Source organism: Streptococcus sp. SCPM-O-B-15304 (M98), assembly GCF_058200215.1.
The window spans coordinates 38,477-58,953 of the sequence record NZ_JBYQGQ010000009.1 but is presented as its reverse complement, the minus strand read 5'-3'; the positions used below and the strand labels follow the sequence as shown (position 1 = coordinate 58,953).

20 protein-coding genes and 1 riboswitch are annotated in these 20,477 nt (G+C 38.6%); of the genes, 6 read left to right on the top strand and 14 right to left on the bottom strand.

Annotated elements, in window-relative coordinates; genetic code table 11:
* Positions 1-61 precede the first annotated feature (61 nt).
* Positions 62-1,957, bottom strand: a complete 1,896-nt coding sequence (locus tag AC3E7H_RS06900) for a DUF2207 family protein (protein ID WP_490676291.1) — start codon at positions 1,955-1,957, stop codon at positions 62-64.
* Positions 1,958-2,086: 129 nt separating this feature from the next.
* Here AC3E7H_RS06900 and AC3E7H_RS06895 point away from each other — a divergent pair, with 129 nt between their 5' ends.
* Both AC3E7H_RS06895 and AC3E7H_RS06890 read left to right on the top strand, forming a co-directional pair.
* Positions 2,087-3,652, top strand: a complete 1,566-nt coding sequence (locus AC3E7H_RS06895; protein ID WP_000732055.1) for an ABC transporter substrate-binding protein/permease — start codon at positions 2,087-2,089, stop codon at positions 3,650-3,652.
* On the top strand, positions 3,652-4,392 hold the full coding sequence (locus AC3E7H_RS06890) for an amino acid ABC transporter ATP-binding protein (RefSeq protein ID WP_070460098.1): 741 nt from the start codon (positions 3,652-3,654) through the stop codon (positions 4,390-4,392). The genes AC3E7H_RS06895 and AC3E7H_RS06890 overlap by 1 nt, the downstream gene beginning before the upstream one ends.
* A gap of 362 nt (positions 4,393-4,754) precedes the next feature.
* On the opposite strand, the gene AC3E7H_RS06885 is transcribed toward AC3E7H_RS06890, so the two are convergent.
* The 13 genes from AC3E7H_RS06885 to AC3E7H_RS06825 form a co-directional block, all read right to left on the bottom strand.
* Positions 4,755-4,970 carry a capsule biosynthesis transcriptional regulator gene (locus AC3E7H_RS06885; protein WP_001140700.1) on the bottom strand — a complete coding sequence of 72 codons (216 nt, stop codon included), beginning with the start codon at positions 4,968-4,970 and terminating at the stop codon, positions 4,755-4,757.
* Positions 4,971-5,075: 105 nt separating this feature from the next.
* Positions 5,076-5,972, bottom strand: coding sequence for an SPFH domain-containing protein (locus AC3E7H_RS06880; RefSeq protein WP_000243418.1), 897 nt, complete (start codon positions 5,970-5,972; stop codon positions 5,076-5,078).
* 82 nt (positions 5,973-6,054) lie between these two features.
* The gene (ilvA, locus tag AC3E7H_RS06875; RefSeq protein ID WP_490676290.1) at positions 6,055-7,305 is read right to left on the bottom strand and encodes a threonine ammonia-lyase IlvA; all 1,251 of its coding nucleotides are present in this window, start codon (positions 7,303-7,305) and stop codon (positions 6,055-6,057) included.
* Between the two features lie 80 nt (positions 7,306-7,385).
* Positions 7,386-8,408, bottom strand: a complete 1,023-nt coding sequence (gene ilvC / locus AC3E7H_RS06870) for a ketol-acid reductoisomerase (protein WP_235097868.1) — start codon at positions 8,406-8,408, stop codon at positions 7,386-7,388.
* A gap of 218 nt (positions 8,409-8,626) precedes the next feature.
* On the bottom strand, positions 8,627-9,103 hold the full coding sequence (gene ilvN, locus AC3E7H_RS06865; RefSeq protein ID WP_001253809.1) for an acetolactate synthase small subunit: 477 nt from the start codon (positions 9,101-9,103) through the stop codon (positions 8,627-8,629).
* Positions 9,096-10,796, bottom strand: a complete 1,701-nt coding sequence (locus tag AC3E7H_RS06860) for an acetolactate synthase large subunit (protein WP_070460105.1) — start codon at positions 10,794-10,796, stop codon at positions 9,096-9,098. The genes ilvN and AC3E7H_RS06860 overlap by 8 nt, the downstream gene beginning before the upstream one ends.
* 213 nt (positions 10,797-11,009) lie before the next feature.
* Complete coding sequence (gene rplA, locus AC3E7H_RS06855; RefSeq protein ID WP_001085672.1) at positions 11,010-11,699, bottom strand: 50S ribosomal protein L1; 690 nt, start codon at positions 11,697-11,699, stop codon at positions 11,010-11,012.
* A gap of 96 nt (positions 11,700-11,795) precedes the next feature.
* Positions 11,796-12,221 (bottom strand): 50S ribosomal protein L11, encoded by a 426-nt coding sequence (rplK, locus tag AC3E7H_RS06850; RefSeq protein ID WP_001085808.1) that lies wholly within the window; start codon positions 12,219-12,221, stop codon positions 11,796-11,798.
* 195 nt (positions 12,222-12,416) lie between these two features.
* Positions 12,417-12,899, bottom strand: a complete 483-nt coding sequence (locus AC3E7H_RS06845; RefSeq protein ID WP_414258032.1) for a GNAT family N-acetyltransferase — start codon at positions 12,897-12,899, stop codon at positions 12,417-12,419.
* Positions 12,874-13,293, bottom strand: a complete 420-nt coding sequence (locus AC3E7H_RS06840) for a chromosome partitioning protein ParB (protein ID WP_485731663.1) — start codon at positions 13,291-13,293, stop codon at positions 12,874-12,876. The genes AC3E7H_RS06845 and AC3E7H_RS06840 overlap by 26 nt, the downstream gene beginning before the upstream one ends.
* A gap of 27 nt (positions 13,294-13,320) precedes the next feature.
* Positions 13,321-13,971, bottom strand: a complete 651-nt coding sequence (locus AC3E7H_RS06835; protein WP_490676289.1) for a phosphatase PAP2 family protein — start codon at positions 13,969-13,971, stop codon at positions 13,321-13,323.
* Positions 13,961-14,524: an ECF transporter S component gene (locus AC3E7H_RS06830; RefSeq protein WP_490676288.1), complete on the bottom strand. Its 564-nt coding sequence runs from the start codon at positions 14,522-14,524 to the stop codon at positions 13,961-13,963. Before AC3E7H_RS06830 ends, AC3E7H_RS06835 begins: the two co-directional genes overlap by 11 nt.
* Before the next feature lie 159 nt (positions 14,525-14,683).
* A riboswitch (FMN riboswitch) is annotated at positions 14,684-14,902 on the bottom strand.
* A 48-nt stretch (positions 14,903-14,950) separates the two neighbouring features.
* Entirely contained in the window at positions 14,951-15,454 is a 504-nt protein-coding gene (locus tag AC3E7H_RS06825; protein WP_075227583.1) for a tRNA (cytidine(34)-2'-O)-methyltransferase, read from the bottom strand.
* Between the two features lie 393 nt (positions 15,455-15,847).
* On the opposite strand from AC3E7H_RS06825, the gene trkA reads away from it, so the two are divergent.
* The 4 genes from trkA to AC3E7H_RS06805 all read left to right on the top strand — a co-directional run bounded on the left by trkA (position 15,848) and on the right by AC3E7H_RS06805 (position 20,189).
* Positions 15,848-17,197: a Trk system potassium transporter TrkA gene (trkA, locus tag AC3E7H_RS06820; protein WP_000691699.1), complete on the top strand. Its 1,350-nt coding sequence runs from the start codon at positions 15,848-15,850 to the stop codon at positions 17,195-17,197.
* 3 nt (positions 17,198-17,200) lie between these two features.
* Entirely contained in the window at positions 17,201-18,640 is a 1,440-nt protein-coding gene (locus AC3E7H_RS06815) for a TrkH family potassium uptake protein (protein WP_375555689.1), read from the top strand.
* Between the two features lie 163 nt (positions 18,641-18,803).
* The gene (locus tag AC3E7H_RS06810; RefSeq protein WP_083279609.1) at positions 18,804-19,436 is read left to right on the top strand and encodes a hypothetical protein; all 633 of its coding nucleotides are present in this window, start codon (positions 18,804-18,806) and stop codon (positions 19,434-19,436) included.
* A gap of 60 nt (positions 19,437-19,496) precedes the next feature.
* Positions 19,497-20,189 (top strand): CPBP family intramembrane glutamic endopeptidase, encoded by a 693-nt coding sequence (locus AC3E7H_RS06805; RefSeq protein WP_070460117.1) that lies wholly within the window; start codon positions 19,497-19,499, stop codon positions 20,187-20,189.
* Positions 20,190-20,477 lie beyond the last annotated feature (288 nt).

Here is a 20,477-nt window from a genome sequence, read left to right as displayed (position 1 = left end):
AGATTACTCCTTTTTCTACCCTCCATTATATCATACTTTTAAAGACTGTGTTGAGTTTTCTTTAGAAAGCGCCGATACTTCCACCACCGCCACCGCCTGAGAAACCTCCACCAGAGCTACCGCTTCCAGATGATACAGAGAAGGTACTTGCTGTATTTGCGACCGAAGTGTATTGATTAATGTGAGCAGCAGATATATGAAACTGTTTATCCCATCCACAAGATACATAAAGATTCATAGTTTCGTTTTCAAGTTGAATATTGTGGAGCTTCATGATCTTATTCACTTTCTTTGCGTATCCATACAGAGTTGCATAAACCAAAAGACGATTCCAAAGTACAATGCTCTCTAGTTCAGCCTTATCAAGATGAGTAATATCACGAAGCATATTTTCAAAACTTGTCCAAAGGTAATAGGCTTCTGCCCCTTCTTCGTTTAAGACTCCATCACGAGATGGACCTCGAGTCACAAAATAAACTAAGGCACTGGCAAGTAAGCCTATTAAACCTAGGGAAAGTAAAGGAAGTGAAAAATAACCACGTGTTCGCAGACTATAATAAAAGACAAGAAGGCCTATTAAACCTGTTATAGCTGAACAGACTTTCATACCATTCACAAGACTACTTTCTTTATCAGTCAAAGGACGATAATAGCTTGGAAGACGTAGAATTTTTACCTTGTCTCGAACACAACTTTGCAAACGTTGAAGTCGTCTCTCGAAGGAACGCTTGAGATGCAAACCGAATTCGCGAATATGCTGCTCATCAGCTTCCTTAGCTCCATGGAATAGTCCTGAAGAAACTTGATACTCTGGAAAAAGGTCTGAAAGAGCCAGTTCTTTATTAGTTGAGAGAGTCATCCGCAAGCATTCTTTTTCAAAATTCGACAAGCCTTTTTCACTATTGATTTTTATCCACGGTTCTTCTTCACCCTGAAAAATAGATAAATGCCCTCGATCAACTAAGTCTAGCAAGGTCGCCTGAATCAATCGTTCAAAAGAGAATTTGCCAAACTTCTTCTTATTCAAGGGACTGATTTCCTCCAAGGAGGTAGAGTAAATAGCCTCCGCCAAAACCATTGGAGGTAGATCCATTGGGGGTTCGTAGAGTCGATGATCCTTGGGATATACCTTTTTGAGGGCCGTATGTTTACGAAATGCTCGATAATACATGATGGTCATCATCAATAACACGATAAAGATTATTGGAAAAATCCACTTTATCATGAGACTAGCTTGCACTTTGCTAGCTTTTATTTCTATTTCAATTTTTTTAAAATCTCTTAAACGCTCTTCTTCCAGCCCTTGGCTTGGAGCTAACGAGAAAGCCTCTCTGGGCCAATAGGCATGTAGCTCAACTTGACGTTTTCTAGGAAGATTTTTCATCTTCACTCGATAAATATCATTTACTTTTTCGACACTACCCTCATTGAGGAGTTTTCCAGTATGAAAAAAGACTTTCTCTGCCGGACTATATGAAGTTACTCGGAATTCTAAGTCTTTGATGTCTCCTGAACTATCTGTCAGTGGTTGCCAATTCAGCTCAGCAATATCCTGATACAAGAAAAGAAGGTTTTTCAATTGCCAGGTAATGGTTACACGTACAGTGTCTCCAGCTTTTCCAGGATTTAAAATGATTACTTGATAGCCTTTCTCATTTTTCTTTGTGTAGGAAAGTGCATCTTCTATAATTTCTCCATTCTTTGATACTAGAACAGTTGGATCATCATCAATCTCAAAGCCTTCTGGCATTTTCCCTGCTTTTCCTAGTCCAACCGATTGACCATTAAAATCATCTTTAAAACGATAGGTGATTGTTTGTTGGAAAACTGCTGTATTATCTGCATGAATATTCAAATCTCCCTTATAAGATAGAATATCAAAGTCTACAGCAAAAACCAGGCGAGGTAGCAATAGCAAACAGGCAAACACCAAAGTAAATAGCCATCTTTTTTTCATCGTATACTCCCTTTCAAGTTTTTCACTATTATATCATTTTTTACAAGTAAGGGTTTACTAAGATTGAAAAAGTTCCGCTTTTTCGATACAATAGAGAGAAGCAATTTTAGACTAGAAATAGGAGAAAACATGAAAAAATTATGCTTAACTATCCTTGCTAGCCTGGCCCTTACTTTAGGACTAGTTAGCCAGGTCCAAGCCGATGAATATTTACGCATCGGTATGGAGGCAGCCTACGCACCCTTTAACTGGACTCAAGATGATGACAGTAACGGTGCTGTCAAAATCGATGGAACCAACCAATATGCTAATGGTTACGACGTCCAAATAGCTAAAAAGATTGCTAAGGACCTAGGTAAAGAGCCCTTGGTTGTTAAAACCAAGTGGGAAGGACTTGTTCCAGCCCTTACTTCTGGTAAGATTGATATGATCATTGCAGGTATGAGCCCAACTGCTGAACGCAAACAAGAAATTGCATTTTCAAGCAGCTACTATACTAGCGAACCAGTACTTTTGGTCAAAAAAGATTCTACCTATGCAAACGCCAAAACACTAGACGATTTTAAAGATGCAAAAATCACTTCTCAACAAGGGGTTTACCTTTACGACTTGATTTCTCAAATTCCAGGCGCTAAAAAAGAAACTGCCATGGGTGATTTCGCTCAAATGCGTCAAGCTCTTGAAGCTGGTGTCATTGACGCTTATGTTTCTGAACGACCAGAAGCCCTAACTGCTGAGTCAGCAAATGCAAAGTTCAAAATGATTCAGCCTGAACCTGGTTTTAAAACTGGGGAAGAAGACACCTCTATCGCTATCGGTCTTCGTAAGGATGACGAACGTATTAGCCAAATCAATGCTAGTATCGAAACCATTTCTAAGGATGAACAAGTTGCTCTCATGGATCGTATGATCAAAGAGCAACCTGCAGAATCTACAACGACAGAAGAAAGCAACAGTAATTTCTTTGGCCAAGTCGCTAAAATTCTGACTGAAAACTGGCAGCAACTCTTGCGTGGTGCTGGTATTACCCTTCTCATTTCAATTATCGGTACCATCGTTGGTCTCGCTATCGGTCTTGCTATCGGTGTTTTCCGTACTGCACCTCTATCTGAAAACCAATTTATCTTTGGAATCCAAAAACTAATCGGTTGGATTCTCAATATCTATATTGAAATTTTCCGTGGAACACCTATGATTGTACAATCTATGGTTATCTACTATGGAACTGCCCAAGCTTTCGGGATCAACCTAGACCGTACGCTAGCTGCTATCTTTATCGTTTCAATCAACACTGGTGCCTATATGACTGAAATTGTTCGTGGTGGTATTTTGTCTGTTGATAAGGGACAATTTGAAGCAGCAACTGCACTTGGTATGACTCATAACCAGACCATGCGTAAGATTGTTTTGCCTCAAGTTGTTCGAAATATTCTACCAGCAACTGGTAATGAGTTCGTCATCAACATCAAAGATACTTCTGTATTGAACGTTATCTCTGTAGTAGAACTTTACTTCTCAGGAAATACAGTAGCAACACAAACCTACCAGTACTTCCAAACCTTTACCATCATAGCAGTTATCTACTTTGTCCTCACCTTCACAGTAACGCGTATCCTACGCTTCATCGAAAAACGTATGGATATGGATACCTACACTACAGGTGCTAACCAAATGCAAACGGAGGATTTGAAATAATGAGTCAACCAATCCTTGAAATCAAACACCTCAAAAAATCCTACGGGCAAAACGAGGTCCTAAAAGACATCTCTCTCACTATTCACAAAGGAGAAGTGATTTCTATCATCGGTAGTTCCGGTAGTGGTAAATCAACCTTCCTACGTTCTATCAACCTTCTCGAAACACCAACTGAAGGTGAAATCCTTTATCACGGTGAAAACGTACTTGAAAAAGGGTATAATCTCACTCACTATCGTGAAAAACTAGGTATGGTCTTCCAATCCTTTAACCTCTTTGAAAATCTCAACGTTCTTGAAAATACGATTGTTGCACAGACAACTGTTCTCAAACGTGAACGATCAGAAGCAGAGAAAATTGCTAAAGAAAACCTTGAAAAAGTTGGAATGGGAGAGCGCTACTTGCAAGCTAAACCTAAGCAACTTTCAGGTGGTCAAAAGCAACGTGTCGCCATTGCTCGCGCACTTTCTATGAACCCTGATGCCATTCTCTTTGATGAACCAACTTCAGCCCTTGATCCTGAAATGGTCGGTGAAGTTCTAAAAATCATGCAAGAACTAGCTCAAGAAGGCTTGACAATGATCGTTGTAACCCACGAAATGGAATTTGCTCGTGACGTATCACACCGTGTCATCTTTATGGACAAAGGTGTTATTGCAGAAGAAGGCAAACCTGAAGATTTATTTACAAATCCTAAAGAGGAACGTACAAGAGAATTTTTACAACGCTATTTAGGTTAAGACAAAAGCGGTTGAATAAACCTCTTCAACCAAGAGTTGTTTTCCTATTCAATCCCAAATCAACATTGAGTCAAAGGCTCATGAACATAAGAATATAAAAATCAAGGTCGGAGTTTTTTATCCCGACCTCTTTTTATATACTTTAAAATCACTTTTATCCCTTCTTCTATTTCCTGAGCAAGTAATGCTTGTAACTCTATTCCTAATCTTATATTTGATTTTCATGAGTGAGTGAGATCACTCCTCTACTGTCAACCTAGTTCATCCTAACAGATAGATTTGTTTAGTAGGTCATAGCATGGCTATATCGCCGTTCCATAAATAAAAGCAGACTCTAATTAGAGTCTGCTAGTATCCAAAGATTAATCTTCAAATTTTTCATGATTTTTTTCATAGAAATCAATTAATCCAAGGGCTGTTTCAAAGGAAATATTTTTAACTTTTGCACGTCCTTGAGCTAGAGCAATGATAGACATTTCACGTGCATTCGTTTCTTTAGAAATACGATAACCAGTGATCTTCTTATCACGAACCCAGCTAACAACTGATTCTACTTTTTCAAAGTTAGTCTTAGCCATGTTTTTCTCCTATTTTATTCTTTACGATATTTAATTGTATACGTTTTTATGGCATTTGTCAATAACAAAACATATATCCAATCAAATAAGACGTTAAGATTTGGTTTACTTGGCTTTTAAAGCCGATAATATATGGGTTCGTATATCTTCAACTCCGTTAGGATTTGCTGGTAAGAAAATTGTATTATTACCTTGTTTTTCTGCAAAATTATTCAATGTATCTAAATACTGGTTAGTTAACAAGATTGACATGATTTGCTCTTCAGTTAATTCAACATTGGCTCCTTTTAACTCTTTAATAGAATCAGCAAGTCCATCAACAATTGCTTTTCGTTGCTCTGCGATCCCCACACCATGTAAGCGATCCTTTTCTGCCTCTGCTTCGGCCGCTGTTACGATCTTAATTTTATCTGCTTCGGCCAATTCTTGTGCTGCTACTCTCTTACGTTGAGCAGCATTGATTTCATTCATCGATTGCTTGACTTCCGCATCCGGCTCTACTTTGGTAATGAGCGTTTTGACGATAATGTACCCATACGTTGACATTTCTTCCGCTACTTGTTTTTGAACTTCTAATGCAATTTCATCCTTTTTCTCAAACAATTCATCCAAAGTTAACTTAGGAACTGATGAGCGCAATGCGTCTTCAATATAAGATTTGATTTGAGCCTCAGGTCTCATTAGTTTATAGTAAGCATCTGTAACATTTTGTTCATTTACTCGGTACTGTGTCGCAACATTCATCGTCACAAATACGTTATCTTGAGTCTTGGTTTCCACAACGATTTCACTTTGCAAGAGACGCAGTTGTACACGAGCTGCAATTTTATCAATCCCAAATGGTGCTCTTAGGTGAATACCACTATTGCTCAATTTTTGATACTTACCAAATCGTTCAATGATAGCTACTGATTGTTGTCGAACAACATAGATTGAGCTCATTAATATAGCTCCTACAATAAGCATTAGAATAATTAGAACAAGTATAACTTTTAAAACCATGGGAATCTCCCCCTTTCTTCACTTACATTATAGCACTAGTAAATAGGTTAGGCAAATAATATGATAAAAATTTCATAGCATATTAAACAAGCATATTATATAGGGTCTCATTCCCATTCAAGTTAATATAAGACGGGTCGAATTTTTCCATCCGGTGAATCAATCCCGCATAATCATGTTTATCAGCAAGTGCAATCCCTATTAGTACTGGACCAGTTCCCTTGCTAGCTCGTTTGATATATTCAAAACGAGTAATATCATCATGAGGTCCTAAGATATCATTTACAAACTCTCGAAGTGCTCCCGGACGTTGTGGGAAATTCACTACAAAGTAATGCTTGATACCATCATAAATCAAGGCACGTTCTTCCATCTCTGGCATACGGTTGATGTCATTATTCCCTCCAGAAATGATACAACAAATAGTCTTGCCCTTAATATAATCGGATAATACTTCCAAGGCTGCAACACTAGCAGCACCCGCAGGCTCAGCTACAATCCCTTGTTTAGAATAAAGATCAATTAAGGTCTCAGAAATCAAGCCTTCATTTACACCGATAAGAGTTTCAACATTTTTTCGTGTTGCTTCATAGGTCAACTGCCCTACTTTTTGCACTGCAATCCCATCCGCAAATTTATCAATTTCTTTAAGTTTAACCGGTCCCCCAGCTTCAAAGGCAGCTTTCATAGAACGAGCACCTTCAGCCTCGACTCCAATGACCTCAATTTGAGGATTTGTTTCTTTAATATAAGTAGAAACACCTGAAATGAGACCTCCACCGCCAACAGGTACCAAGACAGTATCAAAATCAATAGATTCTTTACGAGCTTCTTCTAAAATTTCATAGGCTACCGTACCCTGACCAGCTTGAACATAGGGATCATCAAAGGGATCAATAAAAGTACGATTTTCAGCTACAGTAAAGTCTTGAGCAGCCTTGGCTGAAGCATCAAAAGTATCCCCTACTAATTTGATCGTAACAAAATCTCCTCCAAAGAAACGAACCTGACCAATTTTCTGTTGAGGTGTCGTAATTGGCATAAAGATTGTTGCAGGGATCTTCATCTCATTACATGTGTAGGCAACTCCTTGAGCGTGATTGCCCGCTGAAGCACACACTACACCACGTTCACGTTCCTCTTTTGTCAATTGCGAGATAGCGTAATAAGCTCCACGAATTTTAAAAGAACGGACACGTTGAGCATTTTCCTTCTTAAGATAAATTTTCGCTCCGTATTTTTCGGATAAATAATGATCGTAGTCAAGTGGTGTATTGGCTACTACACCACTCAAAACCTTGTGGGCTTTCACCACATCTTTTGCACTTAGCATAATCTCCTCCCAGATGAGTTTTCAAGATAAAAAGCGAGTTAGGTTCCCCCCAACTCGCCTTCTGTTTATATTCTTAAAAATTAGTTGTAGATCTTGAATGCATCATCGTCGTTTTTACCGACAAATGGCATTGCTTTACGCAATTCTGCACCAACTTTTTCAATTTCAAGGTTAGCTGCTTGTTCACGGTAGGCAGTCAATTTTGGACGTCCAGCTTTGTAGTCATTCACAAAGTCGTTGGCGAATTTACCATTTTGGATGTCCGCAAGAACTGCTTTCATGTTTTCTTTGACTTGTTCAGTGATTACACGTGGTCCTGAGACATAGTCACCATATTCAGCAGTGTTTGAAATTGATTGACGCATTTTCTTGAATCCACCTTCATAGATCAAGTCAACGATCAATTTCATTTCGTGAAGAACTTCAAAGTAAGCCAATTCTGGAGCATAACCAGCTTCAGTCAAGACTTCAAAACCAGCTTCGATAAGAGCAGTCAAACCACCACAAAGAACTGCTTGTTCACCAAACAAATCTTCTTCAGTTTCTTCTTTGTATGTTGTTTCAAGAAGACCTACACGCGCTGCACCAACACCTTTACACCAGTCCATAGCGATGTTTTTAGCATTTCCTGTTGCATCTTGGTAGACAGCGTAAAGTGCTGGAACACCAAATCCTTCTTCGTAAGTACGACGTACCAAGTGTCCTGGTCCTTTAGGAGCACACATAAAGACATCAACATCTGCAGGAACTTTGATGAATTCGAAGTGAATGTTGAAACCATGTGCAAATCCAACAGCATTCCCAGCTTCCAAGTTTGGAGCAATTTCTGATTCGTACAATTCTTGTTGGATTTCATCTGGTGCCAAGATCATGATAACATCAGCCAATTTAGTTGCTTCTGCTACTGTGTAAGTGTCAAAACCATCTTCTTTTGCTTTATCAAAAGACTTACCTGGACGTACACCGATGATCACATCGCGACCTGAATCACGCAAGTTTTGAGCGTGCGCATGTCCTTGTGAACCATAACCAATAACGGCGATTTTTTTACCGTCAAGTGCTGCTACTTTTACATCTTTTTCGTATTCCATTTGAACTGCCATAGTTTTTTCTCTCTTTTCTATTTTTATTGCCTGTTAGGCTAGTTTAACAAATTTAAGTTGGATTCTTTTACTCAATGAAAATCAAAGAGCAAACTAGGAAGCTAGCTGTAGGTTGCTCAAAGCACTGCTTTGAGGTTGTAAATAAGACTGACGAAGTCAGTAACATATACCTACGGCAAAGCGACGCTAACGTAGTTTGAAGAGATTTACGAAGAGTATTAGTCGCGGGTAAATCCAGTTGCACCCGTACGAGCGATATTCTTAATACCGTAAGGTCGAATGACTCGAATCAAAGCTTCACTCTTTTCTGCATTCCCAGTCATCTGAATGGTAATGGAACTTGGAGCTACATCGACTACTGTTGCACGGAAAGGTTGGATAATAGCCAAAATTTCTGCACGTTTTTCAGCAGGCGCTGAAACCTTTATAAGAATTACTTCTCGTTCTAAGTGGGGCTGATCCGTAATATCACGAATACGAATTACATCAATCTGACGATTAAGTTGTTTGATGATTTGCTCCACCTCATCATGTGAGGCAACATCGATGATAATGGTAATTCGTGATACATTTGGATTTTCAGTTGCGCCAACAGAAATGCTTTCAATATTGACTTGGCGTCTCGATAAGACTCCTGTGAAGCGATTGAGAACACCTGAACGGTTTTGAAGTTTGGCTGTTAACATTCTACGCATTAAACTTCACCCCCAACATCTCATGATTACTCTTACCAGCTGGTACCATCGGTAAAACATGTTCTTTCCGAGAAATGTCTACTTCAATAAACATTGGTTCATCTTCCATGATGACTTCCAAATCCTTCTCAAGAGTTTCAGGATTATCAAACTTATAATTCTTAATTCCATAGGCTTGAGCCATCAATTGGAAATCTGGAAGGCTATCAAAGACCGACTCTGAAGTTCGACCATCATAGAAGGCTTCTTGCCACTGGCGAACCATCCCGAGTGAATGGTTATTAAGCATGATGACCTTGATTGGAATCTTGTAAATATTTAAGATTGCCAATTCCTGATTGGTCATCTGGAAACCGCCATCTCCGACAAAGAGAACAACTTCTTTATCTGGATTAGCAATCTTAGCACCAATAGCTGCTGGGACTCCGAATCCCATGGTTCCTAGACCACCTGATGTTACCAATTGACGCTCGTTTTGGTAAGGATAATATTGAGCCGTCCACATTTGGTGTTGTCCAACGTCTGTTACGACAATGGCATCGCCATTGGTCAACTCACCGACGCGTTCAATAACTGCTTGAGGTTGAACCACACGTTCTTTCTTATCATAAGAACGAACACGATTCTTATCTTTGGTAACTTTCTCAATCCACTTTTCAGTATTGTTACGAACGTTTGGCTCAGCTAGTAACTGCTGCAAAGCCTTTTTCGCATCACCGACAACTGGAATATCAACTGCGATAATCTTACCAATCTCTGCAGGATCGATATCAATATGCGCTACTTTTGCATTCTTAGCAAAGGTTTTAGGATTTCCAGTCAAACGGTCATCAAAGCGACAACCAATAGAAATCATAAAATCAGCCTCAGTCATGGCAATATTTGCTGCAAAGGAACCATGCATTCCGCCCATTCCCAAAAACAGTGGATGGCTAGTTGCAATTGTTCCCTGTCCCAAAAGACTTGTCACAACTGGTATTTGATAACGCTCTGCAAATTCATTTAACTCTGCTGCAGCCTCAGCATAGCTAATTCCACCACCAGCTAACAAAACTGGCTTCTTAGCCTTAGAGAGTTGCTTCAAGATCTTCTTGATTTGCATATCATTTGGCTCAAGTGTTGGCTGATAACTTGGTAAATCTATCTCTGGAGAGTAAATGAAGTCTGTCTCAAGCGCAGAAACATCTTTTGGTAGGTCAATGACGACTGGCCCTGGACGACCTGTAGTCGCAATATGCACAGCTTCTGTAATAATTCGCGGAATATCCGCAGTTTCTCGAACCTGATAATTGTACTTAGTGATTGGCATGGTGATACCAACGATATCAGCTTCTTGAAAAGCATCCTTACCGATTCCCGCTCTTGCAACTTGTCCTGTGAAGACCAAAAGGGGAACACTATCGCTCATAGCATCTGCGATCCCTGTAATGGCATTTGTAGCTCCTGGTCCGCTTGTGACGACTGCAACACCCAGTTTTCCTGTTGACTTAGCATAACCTTCAGCTTCGTGAAGACAGCCCTGCTCATGGCGACCTAGAATATGGCGGATTCCCTTAAAATTATAAATAGCATCATATAAAGGAAGTACTGCTCCACCAGGATAACCAAAAATCGTGTCGATTCCTAAGTCGCGAAGTGTTTCCAAAACAAGATCCGATCCCGACTTAGGTGAGTCTAAAATGATTTTCTCCATCGTTCCCCTTTCTCTTCTCTTAAAAATAGCTTGTTACTATGATACCATTTTTTCAAAAATTTTCAAGAGAAAAGAGCAAATTTTCTGAATTTTCTATCTAGATACTTTACAATATCAAATAGATTAGAAAGTTTATACGTATTTTTATTTTTTTAATAGAAAAAAAGGTTGAGACAAACTTGTCTTCAACCTTTCATGTTAAATCATTACTAATTAAAGTGAGTTAACGTCAACCTTGATACCAACACCTTGAGTAGTTGTGATTGTCAAGCTTGTTACGTAAGTTCCTTTAGCAGTAGCTGGTTTAGCTTTTTGGATTGTTTCGTTGAATGCTTTGAAGTTTTCAACCAACTTGTCAGCTTCAAATGAAACTTTACCGATGATCGCTTGTACGATACCTGCACGGTCTGCACGGTAAGTGATTTTACCACCTTTAGACTCTTCAACTGCTTTAGCAACATCCATTGTTACAGTACCAGTTTTAGGGTTTGGCATCAAGTTACGAGGTCCAAGGACACGTCCAAGACGTCCAACAAGAGCCATCATGTCAGGTGTAGCGATAACTACGTCGAAGTCCAACCAACCGTCGTTGATTTTAGCAACAAGGTCATCTTCACCAACAAAGTCTGCACCAGCAGCTTTTGCTTCTTCAGCTTTTGCACCACGTGCAAATACAAGAACGCGAGCTGTTTTACCAGTACCGTTTGGCAATACCATTGCTCCACGGATTTGTTGGTCAGCTTTTTTAACGTCAATGTTCAAGTTGTAAGCAACTTCTACAGTTGCATCAAATTTTGCAAAGTTAGTTTCTTTTGCAAGAGCTACAGCTTCTTCTACGCTGTATGCTTTTGTGCTGTCGATCTTCTCAAGAGCAGCACGAAGTTGTTTGCTTTTTTTAGCCATTTTCTATTCTCCTTGTAAGTGGTTCAATCGATTTTCATCTCCCACGTCACTTCTCGAAATGATGAAGTCTTGCGGGTTATATAGGGATGTTATTGATTAGTCAACAACAGTGAATCCCATAGAACGAGCAGTACCTTCGATCATACGCATTGCAGACTCAATGTTTGCAGCGTTCAAATCTGGCATTTTAGTTTCTGCAATTTCTTGTACTTGTGCACGAGTAACTGTAGCAACCTTAGTTTTGTTAGGTGTACCTGATCCTTTTTCAACACCTGCAGCTTTTTTCAAAAGAACAGCAGCTGGTGGTGTTTTTGTAACGAAAGTAAATGATTTGTCTTCGTATACTGAGATAACAACTGGAATGATCATACCAGCTTGGTCAGCAGTACGAGCGTTGAACTCTTTTGTGAATCCCATGATGTTGATACCAGCTTGACCAAGAGCAGGTCCAACCGGTGGAGCTGGTGTAGCTTTACCAGCAGGGATTTGCAATTTTACAAGTTTTTCGACTTTTTTAGCCATTTTTAAATCCTCCTTTGTGGTTTTGGCGGTAATTTAGAGATTTTTACCTCCCACAAGTATGCTTTACACATACCCATCTATTATACACTATTTTAAAAAAATTGCAAGAGAAATTTTTATTTTTGATATTTCTTTATGTTACACCTTTTTTTGGTGCAATTAATCTTCAAAATCTTCTACCATGATGGAAAGAATTCATTCGCTCAAAGCCAGTACAAAACTCAAGCCCTTTTCAGTAGTACCGCTTTCCACAAATCCAATAGACTCAAAACATCTTATAGAGATACGATTGAAAGTGTAGATTTCTTGAACTTTCAATTGTTTCCAACCCTTTTGACGAGCTAGATCAATCAAAATCTTCAATACCTTGCGTCCAAGTCCCTGATGTTGATAAGTCGGATTGCCAATCACAATAGGAAGATTCTCCTGAGATAAGGTTACATCCCCAATTGGAAGCCACTCTCCCTTTTCTCGAAACTCAATCCAGAACAAATCCCCGTGACTCTCTAAATAGGAATACATAGCATTTAATTTTTCTGAACTATAAGGTATTCTAATACCGTCTACAAGTTCCACCAAATCCACATCTTGATACCAGGCCAAAGCTACATCCTGATGATCTGCTAAAAAATAGGGAACTAAACGTAAGGAATCATCTATCTGAATGATTTTTGTCATCATTTTCTAATCCTAATACTAGCTCCGCTGCTTGATTAAAACCATCACACCAGTTATACCATTTTGCTTCATACTCATCTTGAGATAAGATATGATCTTTGAAATCCAGAACAGAGCATATCTTTCTTTTCTCACAAGCTTGCGCATAGAGATGATATAGTTCATCACCACCATCTTTATCCCACTCTGCAGAAATCGTATTCTGGCCTATCAATAAAGCCTGATAAGCCCTGTGATGCCCATCTGTAATCAACAAATAATCTCCAAATGCAAGAACACTGATTGGATTGATATTGTGCTTTTCTACCGATTGATAAAGCATCTGGATATTTTGTAATTTCTTTTCTGATAAGTATAGCTGACTCGGATGAAGATCTTTTATGTTGACTTCCATTTCTTTCTCCTCAAGAAGGGTTAATGCCTACTTCTGCTTTCCTTCGAAGCGCCATTGAAAACGCAGTTTATCGTAGAAAGGGAACTCCATAAACAAAACTCCTAGGCCTACACAAAGGCTGGCAATCACATCTGATGGGTAGTGAACTCCCAGATAAATTCTTGATACCAATACACTGAAGATGTATAAACTTAGCAAGATTTGAACGATTTTTCTCCAGACTGTATTTTTAATCCGTTGGCTCAAAATCACAATCAAAGTTCCAACCATAATCGTTACTGCCAGAGAATGTCCGCTTGGAAAAGAAAAACCTTTTTCTTCTACCAAGTGTAGAATTTCTGGTCGTGGTCGTTGGTAAATATTTTTAAAAGTTACGATTAAGATTCCAGCTAAAGCTAGATTTCCCAGCATGAGATAACTTTCCATCTTCCATTGCTTACGATAAAATATAAAAGCTACGATTAAAACCCAGCTAATAATGACTGGGATATCAATTAAGTGCGTAATTGCCCGAAAAAGAAGCGTTAAGGTCTCAGGTAAATCACCTCTAATGGCAGTCTGAATCGGCTGATCAAAACTGACCAGCATTTCTGGATAAAATTTGACAATATAGCCAATAATCATAAAAAGTAAAAGGGCAAAAGAGCCCTTCATCATAAATGTTTGTTTATCTTTCATAGTATTTTAAAGTTGGTTTCAAAAGGACAAACAACAACCAGAAAGAGATGGCAAAGATAATACCTTCAATCAGATTAAAAGGCAAAACCATAGTCATCAGGTAGTTGCTCAATCCTAAGATTTTCTCAATATCAAAATTAGCAAACTTAGCGTACAAAGGAACAGCATAAACATAGTTTAGAACTAGCATAGCTAGAGTTAAACCAAGCATACCAGCTAGTGAAGCTAGGACGAAACGCATGGTTGTTCGCTCTTTTTTCCAAATCAAACCAAAAGCAAGTACAAAGACTCCCAAGGCAACAATATTCATCGGTAAACCAATATAGGTACTAACCCCTTGATTGTTCAGAAGGATTTTCAACAAGGACCGAAGGAAAAGCACTCCAAAAGCTGCTGGTAAATCCAAGACTACCAAGCCCACAAGGACCGGTAAAATACTAAACTCAATCCTCAAAAATGATGCCGCTGGCAAAAGCGGAAAGTCAAAGTACATCAACACAAATGAAAGTGCTGATAAAATTGCAATGGTCGAAAGTCGACGTGTGTTTGTCATAACAGGTTCCTCCAATTTTCTATAAAATCAGAAGAAGTTGGAAAGGATTCCTCTATCTATCCTTTATTTTTATATTCCAAAAGTTCCCCCTCACTCTTTTTTTTAGCAAGCGGTTGCAATTTACCTATAAAAAATCAATTAGAATAGACAAAGCCATTCTTTCGTCTTCTCCCATCCAGACTATACTGTCGGTTGTGGAATCTCACCACATCAGCTTGCGCTCGCGGACTTATTTGGCTAAGATATTTTAGATTTATCTAGGCGTCGTAGTCGAAGATAATACTTAAAGTATATCGAGACAAGACAACGACGAGAAAGCTAAAATAGCTAGTCAAATTTACCGCCGGTCGGGAATTTCACCCTGCCCTGAAGACCCCTTTATGATAACAAAAAAAGCTTGCAAGCGCAAGCATTTTATCTAAGTGTTTATTTCAATTTATCTGTTTCATAAGTGTGAACCAGTTCGAGGCCCACAAAGTTTTGTTGTCGGAGAGCCTCATAGACAATCATACATACTGTATTAGATACATTCAGGCTACGAACATGTTCATCATTCATCGGAATTCTGAGAGCCTTTTCTGGATGCTCACGCATAATTTCCTCAGGCAAGCCCTTATCTTCACGCCCAAAGAGAAAATAATGATCTCCTTCTGTCGTGAAATCTGCATCTGAATAGACTTTTTCTGCAAACTTGGAAATCAAGTAGAGCTGACCATCCATTTTTCCCATAAAATCAGCCAAGCTATCATAAAAATGAATCTCAAGCTTGTCCCAATAATCTAGACCTGCCCGCTTCATCTTACGATCATCAATAGGAAAACCCATCGGTTTGATAATATGAAGGGGCGCATTCGTTGCTGCGCAAGTACGAGCAATATTACCCGTATTTTGTGGAATCTGGGGTTCAAATAATACAATATGATTTGCCATGCCTTGTTTCCTCTCACTAGTGCAAAAAAATAGCCACACTGCCCGGAGTCAAGCTCAGCAAACAGCGTGGTTAAGGCATCGTTAACTTACCTCACAACAGGTTTGAAGTAAATCAGCGAAACTACTGTTTTAGTATATCACTTTCAGCTTGATTGTCAATAGAAATGACTTGATTTTTTCAATTTTTTTACAAACATATTTACATTAGCTAAAAATGCTTATGTATTCATTAGAATTACACGAAAATAGCTGATTTATATCTTAAATTTTTAACAAGTAAGATTATCAGTGGGACAATTTTCTACCCTAATAATGAAAAGAGTCGGTTGCCGAGTGCATTTTATTCTAAAAAAGAGTATGATAGATACATATTGAAAAAGTAGGTTATTTAATATGAAGATTATTCTTGTCGGAGGGGGGAAAGTTGGTTCTGCCCTTTGTCGTTCACTTGTCGCTGACAATCATGATGTTGTCTTAATTGAACAGAACGAAACGGTTCTTAATTACATGACAAGCCGTTTTGATATTATTGGAATTGCTGGTAATGGGGCTGACTTTGCCATGCTAGAAGCTGCCAATGTTCAAGACTGCGATATTTTCATCGCTATGACTCAGTATGATGAGGTCAATATGGTCTCTGCTGTCTTAGCTAAAAAGATGGGGGCTAAAGAAACCATCGTCCGTGTCCGCAATCCTGAGTATTCCAACCCTTACTTTAAAGAAAAAAATATTCTCGGATTTTCTCTTATTGTCAATCCAGAACTCCTTGCAGCTCGTGCTATCGCTAATATCATCGATTTCCCAAATGCTCTTTCTGTTGAGCGTTTTGCAGGTGGTTTGGTTAGTTTGATGGAATTCAAGGTTCGAATTGATAGTAATATTTGTCAGATGTCTATTGCTGATTTCCGTAAAAAGTTTGGTAATGTTATCGTTTGTGCCATTGAGCGCGATCATAAGCTCATGATTCCAAGTGGGGATATGGTCCTCCAAGATAAGGATCGGATCTTTGTTACAGGTAACCGTGTAGACATGATGCTTTTTCATAACTATGTCAAATCTCGTGTCGTTAAAAGTTTACTCATTATTGGAGCTGGAAAAATCGCTTACTACCTTGTTGGTATTTTGAAAGATAGCCGTATTGATACCAAGGTCATTGAGCTTAATCCAGATCGTGCAGCATTTTTCAGTCAAAAATATCCAAAACTCTATATTGTGCAAGGTGATGGAACCGCAAAAGATATCCTCCTAGAAGAAAGCGCCCAACACTACGATGCTGTCGCAACTCTAACTGGCGTTGACGAAGAAAACATTATTACATCTATGTTCTTAGATAGTGTTGGTGTTCAGAAAAACATCACCAAGGTCAATCGAACTAGCCTTTTAGAGATTATCCATGCACCTGAGTTTTCTAGTATTATCACACCAAAAACCATCGCTGTAGATACTATCATGCACTTTATCCACGGTCGTGCCAATGCCCAATATTCAGATCTTCAAGCGATGCACCACCTTGCAAATGGACATATTGAGACTCTTCAATTTCTCATCAAGGAAGCCAATAAAATGACTGGCAAACCCTTGTCTCAATTGAAACTCAAAAAAGATATTTTAATTGCTGCTATTATCCGCAACGGAAAAACAATCTTCCCAACAGGTGAAGATAGCCTTCAAGTCGGTGATAAGTTAGTTGTCATCACACTACTATCAAATATCACCAAGATTTATGATCTGTTAGAGAGGTAAGCTATGAATAGAAGTATGGTACGATTTCTTCTTGCAAAGCTACTCTTGATCGAGGCTGGTCTACTCTTAGTTCCAGTTAGCATTGCTCTTTATTATCGAGAATCGAGTCAAGTTTTTACAGCACTTTTCTCTACCATCGGAATCCTTGTTGTGCTAGGTCTTCTCGGCATCATCAGCAAGCCTAAAAAACAGCGAATCTATGCAAAAGAAGGGGTCTTAATTGTAGCCCTCTGTTGGATCCTCTGGTCATTCTTTGGTGCCCTTCCCTTTGTCTTTTCAGGGCAAATTCCCAATATGATAGACGCCTTCTTTGAGATTAGTTCTGGCTTCACAACAACGGGAGCAACCATTTTAAATGATGTTTCTGTCTTAAGTCGTTCTCTTCTATTTTGGAGGAGTTTTACCCACCTCATCGGAGGGATGGGGGTACTGGTTTTTGCCCTAGCTATTATGGACAATGCTAAAAATAGTCACCTAGAAGTTATGAAGGCTGAGGTTCCAGGACCAGTATTTGGCAAGGTTGTATCTAAGCTAAAAAATACAGCTCAAATCCTTTATATCCTTTACCTGGCTATGTTTGCCCTCTTTGTGGTTATTTATTACCTTGCTGGGATGCCACTCTACGATAGTTTTGTTATCGCTATGGGTACTGCTGGTACTGGTGGCTTTACTGTTTATAATGACGGAATTGCCCACTATCACAGTTCTCTCATTACCTATCTGACAAGTGTCGGGGTTTTGATGTTTGGTGTCAATTTCAATCTCTACTACTACCTCATGCTCCGTCGTATCAAGGAATTCTTTTTTGATGAAGAACTCCGAGCATATCTCTTGATTGTGGCTATATCTACTGGTCTAATCACACTCAACACGCTCCACCTCTATAACGGAGTTTCTCAAAGCTTTGAGATGGCCTTCTTCCAAGTATCTAACATCATTACCACTACCGGTTTTGGATATGGAGATATCACGAACTGGCCTTTGTTTTCTCAATACATCTTGCTAATGCTGATGGCAATCGGTGGTTCTGCTGGTTCTACCGCTGGTGGTCTCAAGATCATCCGTGGAGTCATCCTGTCTAAAATTGCTAAAAATCAAGTCTTGTCTACCATATCACCTCACCGTGTGTTAACCCTTCAGGTTAATCAAACGGTTATTGATAAGGATACCCAGCACAAGATCCTGAAGTATTTTGTGGTTTATATCATGATTCTACTCAGTTTGATTTTCATCGTCAGTTTAGATACCAATAATTTAATGGTTGTCACGAGTGCTGTTTTCAGTTGTTTTAACAATATCGGTCCTATTTTAGGAACAACTGCAAGTTTCTCCATTTTTAGTCCATTTTCAAAACTTCTACTATCCTTTGCAATGATTGCAGGACGTCTTGAAATCTATCCAATCATACTGCTCTTTATGAAGCGAACTTGGTCTAAACGTTAGAACAATCAACTTTACACCCTATCTCTCCTCTTCAAGGAACCCTTGAAGGGGGATTTTTTAGTTTCAAAAGACAAGACAGCTCTAAAAATCGACAATTGGGAATTTAAGGATTTTTCTCTCCTATCTTTTAGCTATAATAAGAAAAAAATATAGGGGATACTTTATGGAAAAAGTCATAAAATCAATTCGACTACTCTTGTTCTTTGCCTTAATCCAACTGGCATTTTGTAGTTGTATCTTTTGGTCTGGAACCTCTCTGGCCCTCAAACAATCCTGTTTTTATTTTCTACTGACTTTATTGGGCTTATCTGGGTCTTGTGCCTTTATGCATTATTTATCTAGTCATAACCTGAAAAGAGATAGACTGATTGATAGGAGTCGCTTTATCTTTTTATTTTATAGTATGATGATTGTGGTCAACCTCTGCGGGGTTGGACTGGTTCTATCAGATACTATCGTTACTGTCAACTTACTTCAAAAGGAAGCTGTAGAACTCATCCTCCCCTCCTTCTTTTTTCTCTTTGGAGTTGATCTTATTACCTTTCTCCCCTTAAAAAAATGGAGAAGGTTGCAAAAAAATTCCAGTAGCAAGGAAGTGAGATTTTCCATCATTATCATTTCCATTTTAATCTTCCTACGTAATCCAATCACCATTTTATCCATCGCTTTTTATATTGGCCTTGGCGCTTTATTTCTCAGTTTTTTATTTCCAAAAAACTTAAGAGAAGAGGTGTCATTCTACAGTCATTTGATTCGGGATATTCTATTTGTCGTTTGTACCTTCCTCTTATGGTAACAAATAGAATCCTTGCAATAATTATGTTATAATTAAAAAAAAATTTTAGGAGATACATCAATGAACTTTTTTAAAGATTTTCGTAAGCGACTCGCTTGGTTTGGGATTTTGTTAGTAGCTATCTTTCTATCTCAGACTCCTATGCTAACTCTAGCTATACTAACTAAAATTCAGTTTAATCCAATCTGGTCAACAATTCTTGTGTCCCTTATTTCGATTCTTGTACTTGCTATCTTTTTATACGGAGCCCATAAGAACAAGTTGCTGGATTTAAAATCTAAACTTCTCACCATTAACGATCTTCCTCGCATTGTCTTAAGCTATCTAGTTATTTATGTTGGAAATCTTGTGGGTGGAATCTGGTTACAACTCGTGAAGCAAACAACAACTGCTAATCAACAAGTAATTAACAACCTTGTTTCTGAAAGCTCTCTGATTAGCAGTTTCTTCCTCATCGTTTTAATCGCACCTATTTGTGAAGAAATCATTTGTCGCGGGATTATTCCTACCAAACTCTTCCAAGGCTACGAAAAGTTTGGCTATGTCATTGGTTGGCTAATCTTCCTCCTTGCACATATGCCTTCTAATCTCCCTTCCTTCTTGATTTATGGTTGGATGTCAGTCGTCCTCACTTGGACTGCTTATCGTACCAGACGTTTGGAAATGTCTATCTCGGTCCATATGTTACTTAATAGTATCAGCTTCATCTTACTGGCACTCTTCACAATTTTTATGAAAAATTTCGGTATCTAATACCCAATTATCCATTCCTTTAGGCTGGATCAATCGTCCTGGTCTAAGGGATTTTTTTGTTTCAAGCAGCACTTTATCTCGGAAAAATTCATTTTTTCTACCATCTTAAAAAATTTTAAAAATATTTTTATGCATAAATTTTATAAAGTTTAAAAATGGATATCTATACTGAAGTTATTTACCGATTAGCGACCTAAAAGACCTCCTAAACTCCGTCCCTCACCAGGGCAGAGTTTAGGAATTTTGTTAAAACCAGCCTACAAGAAAAGCCAAGAAGATATTTTTCTT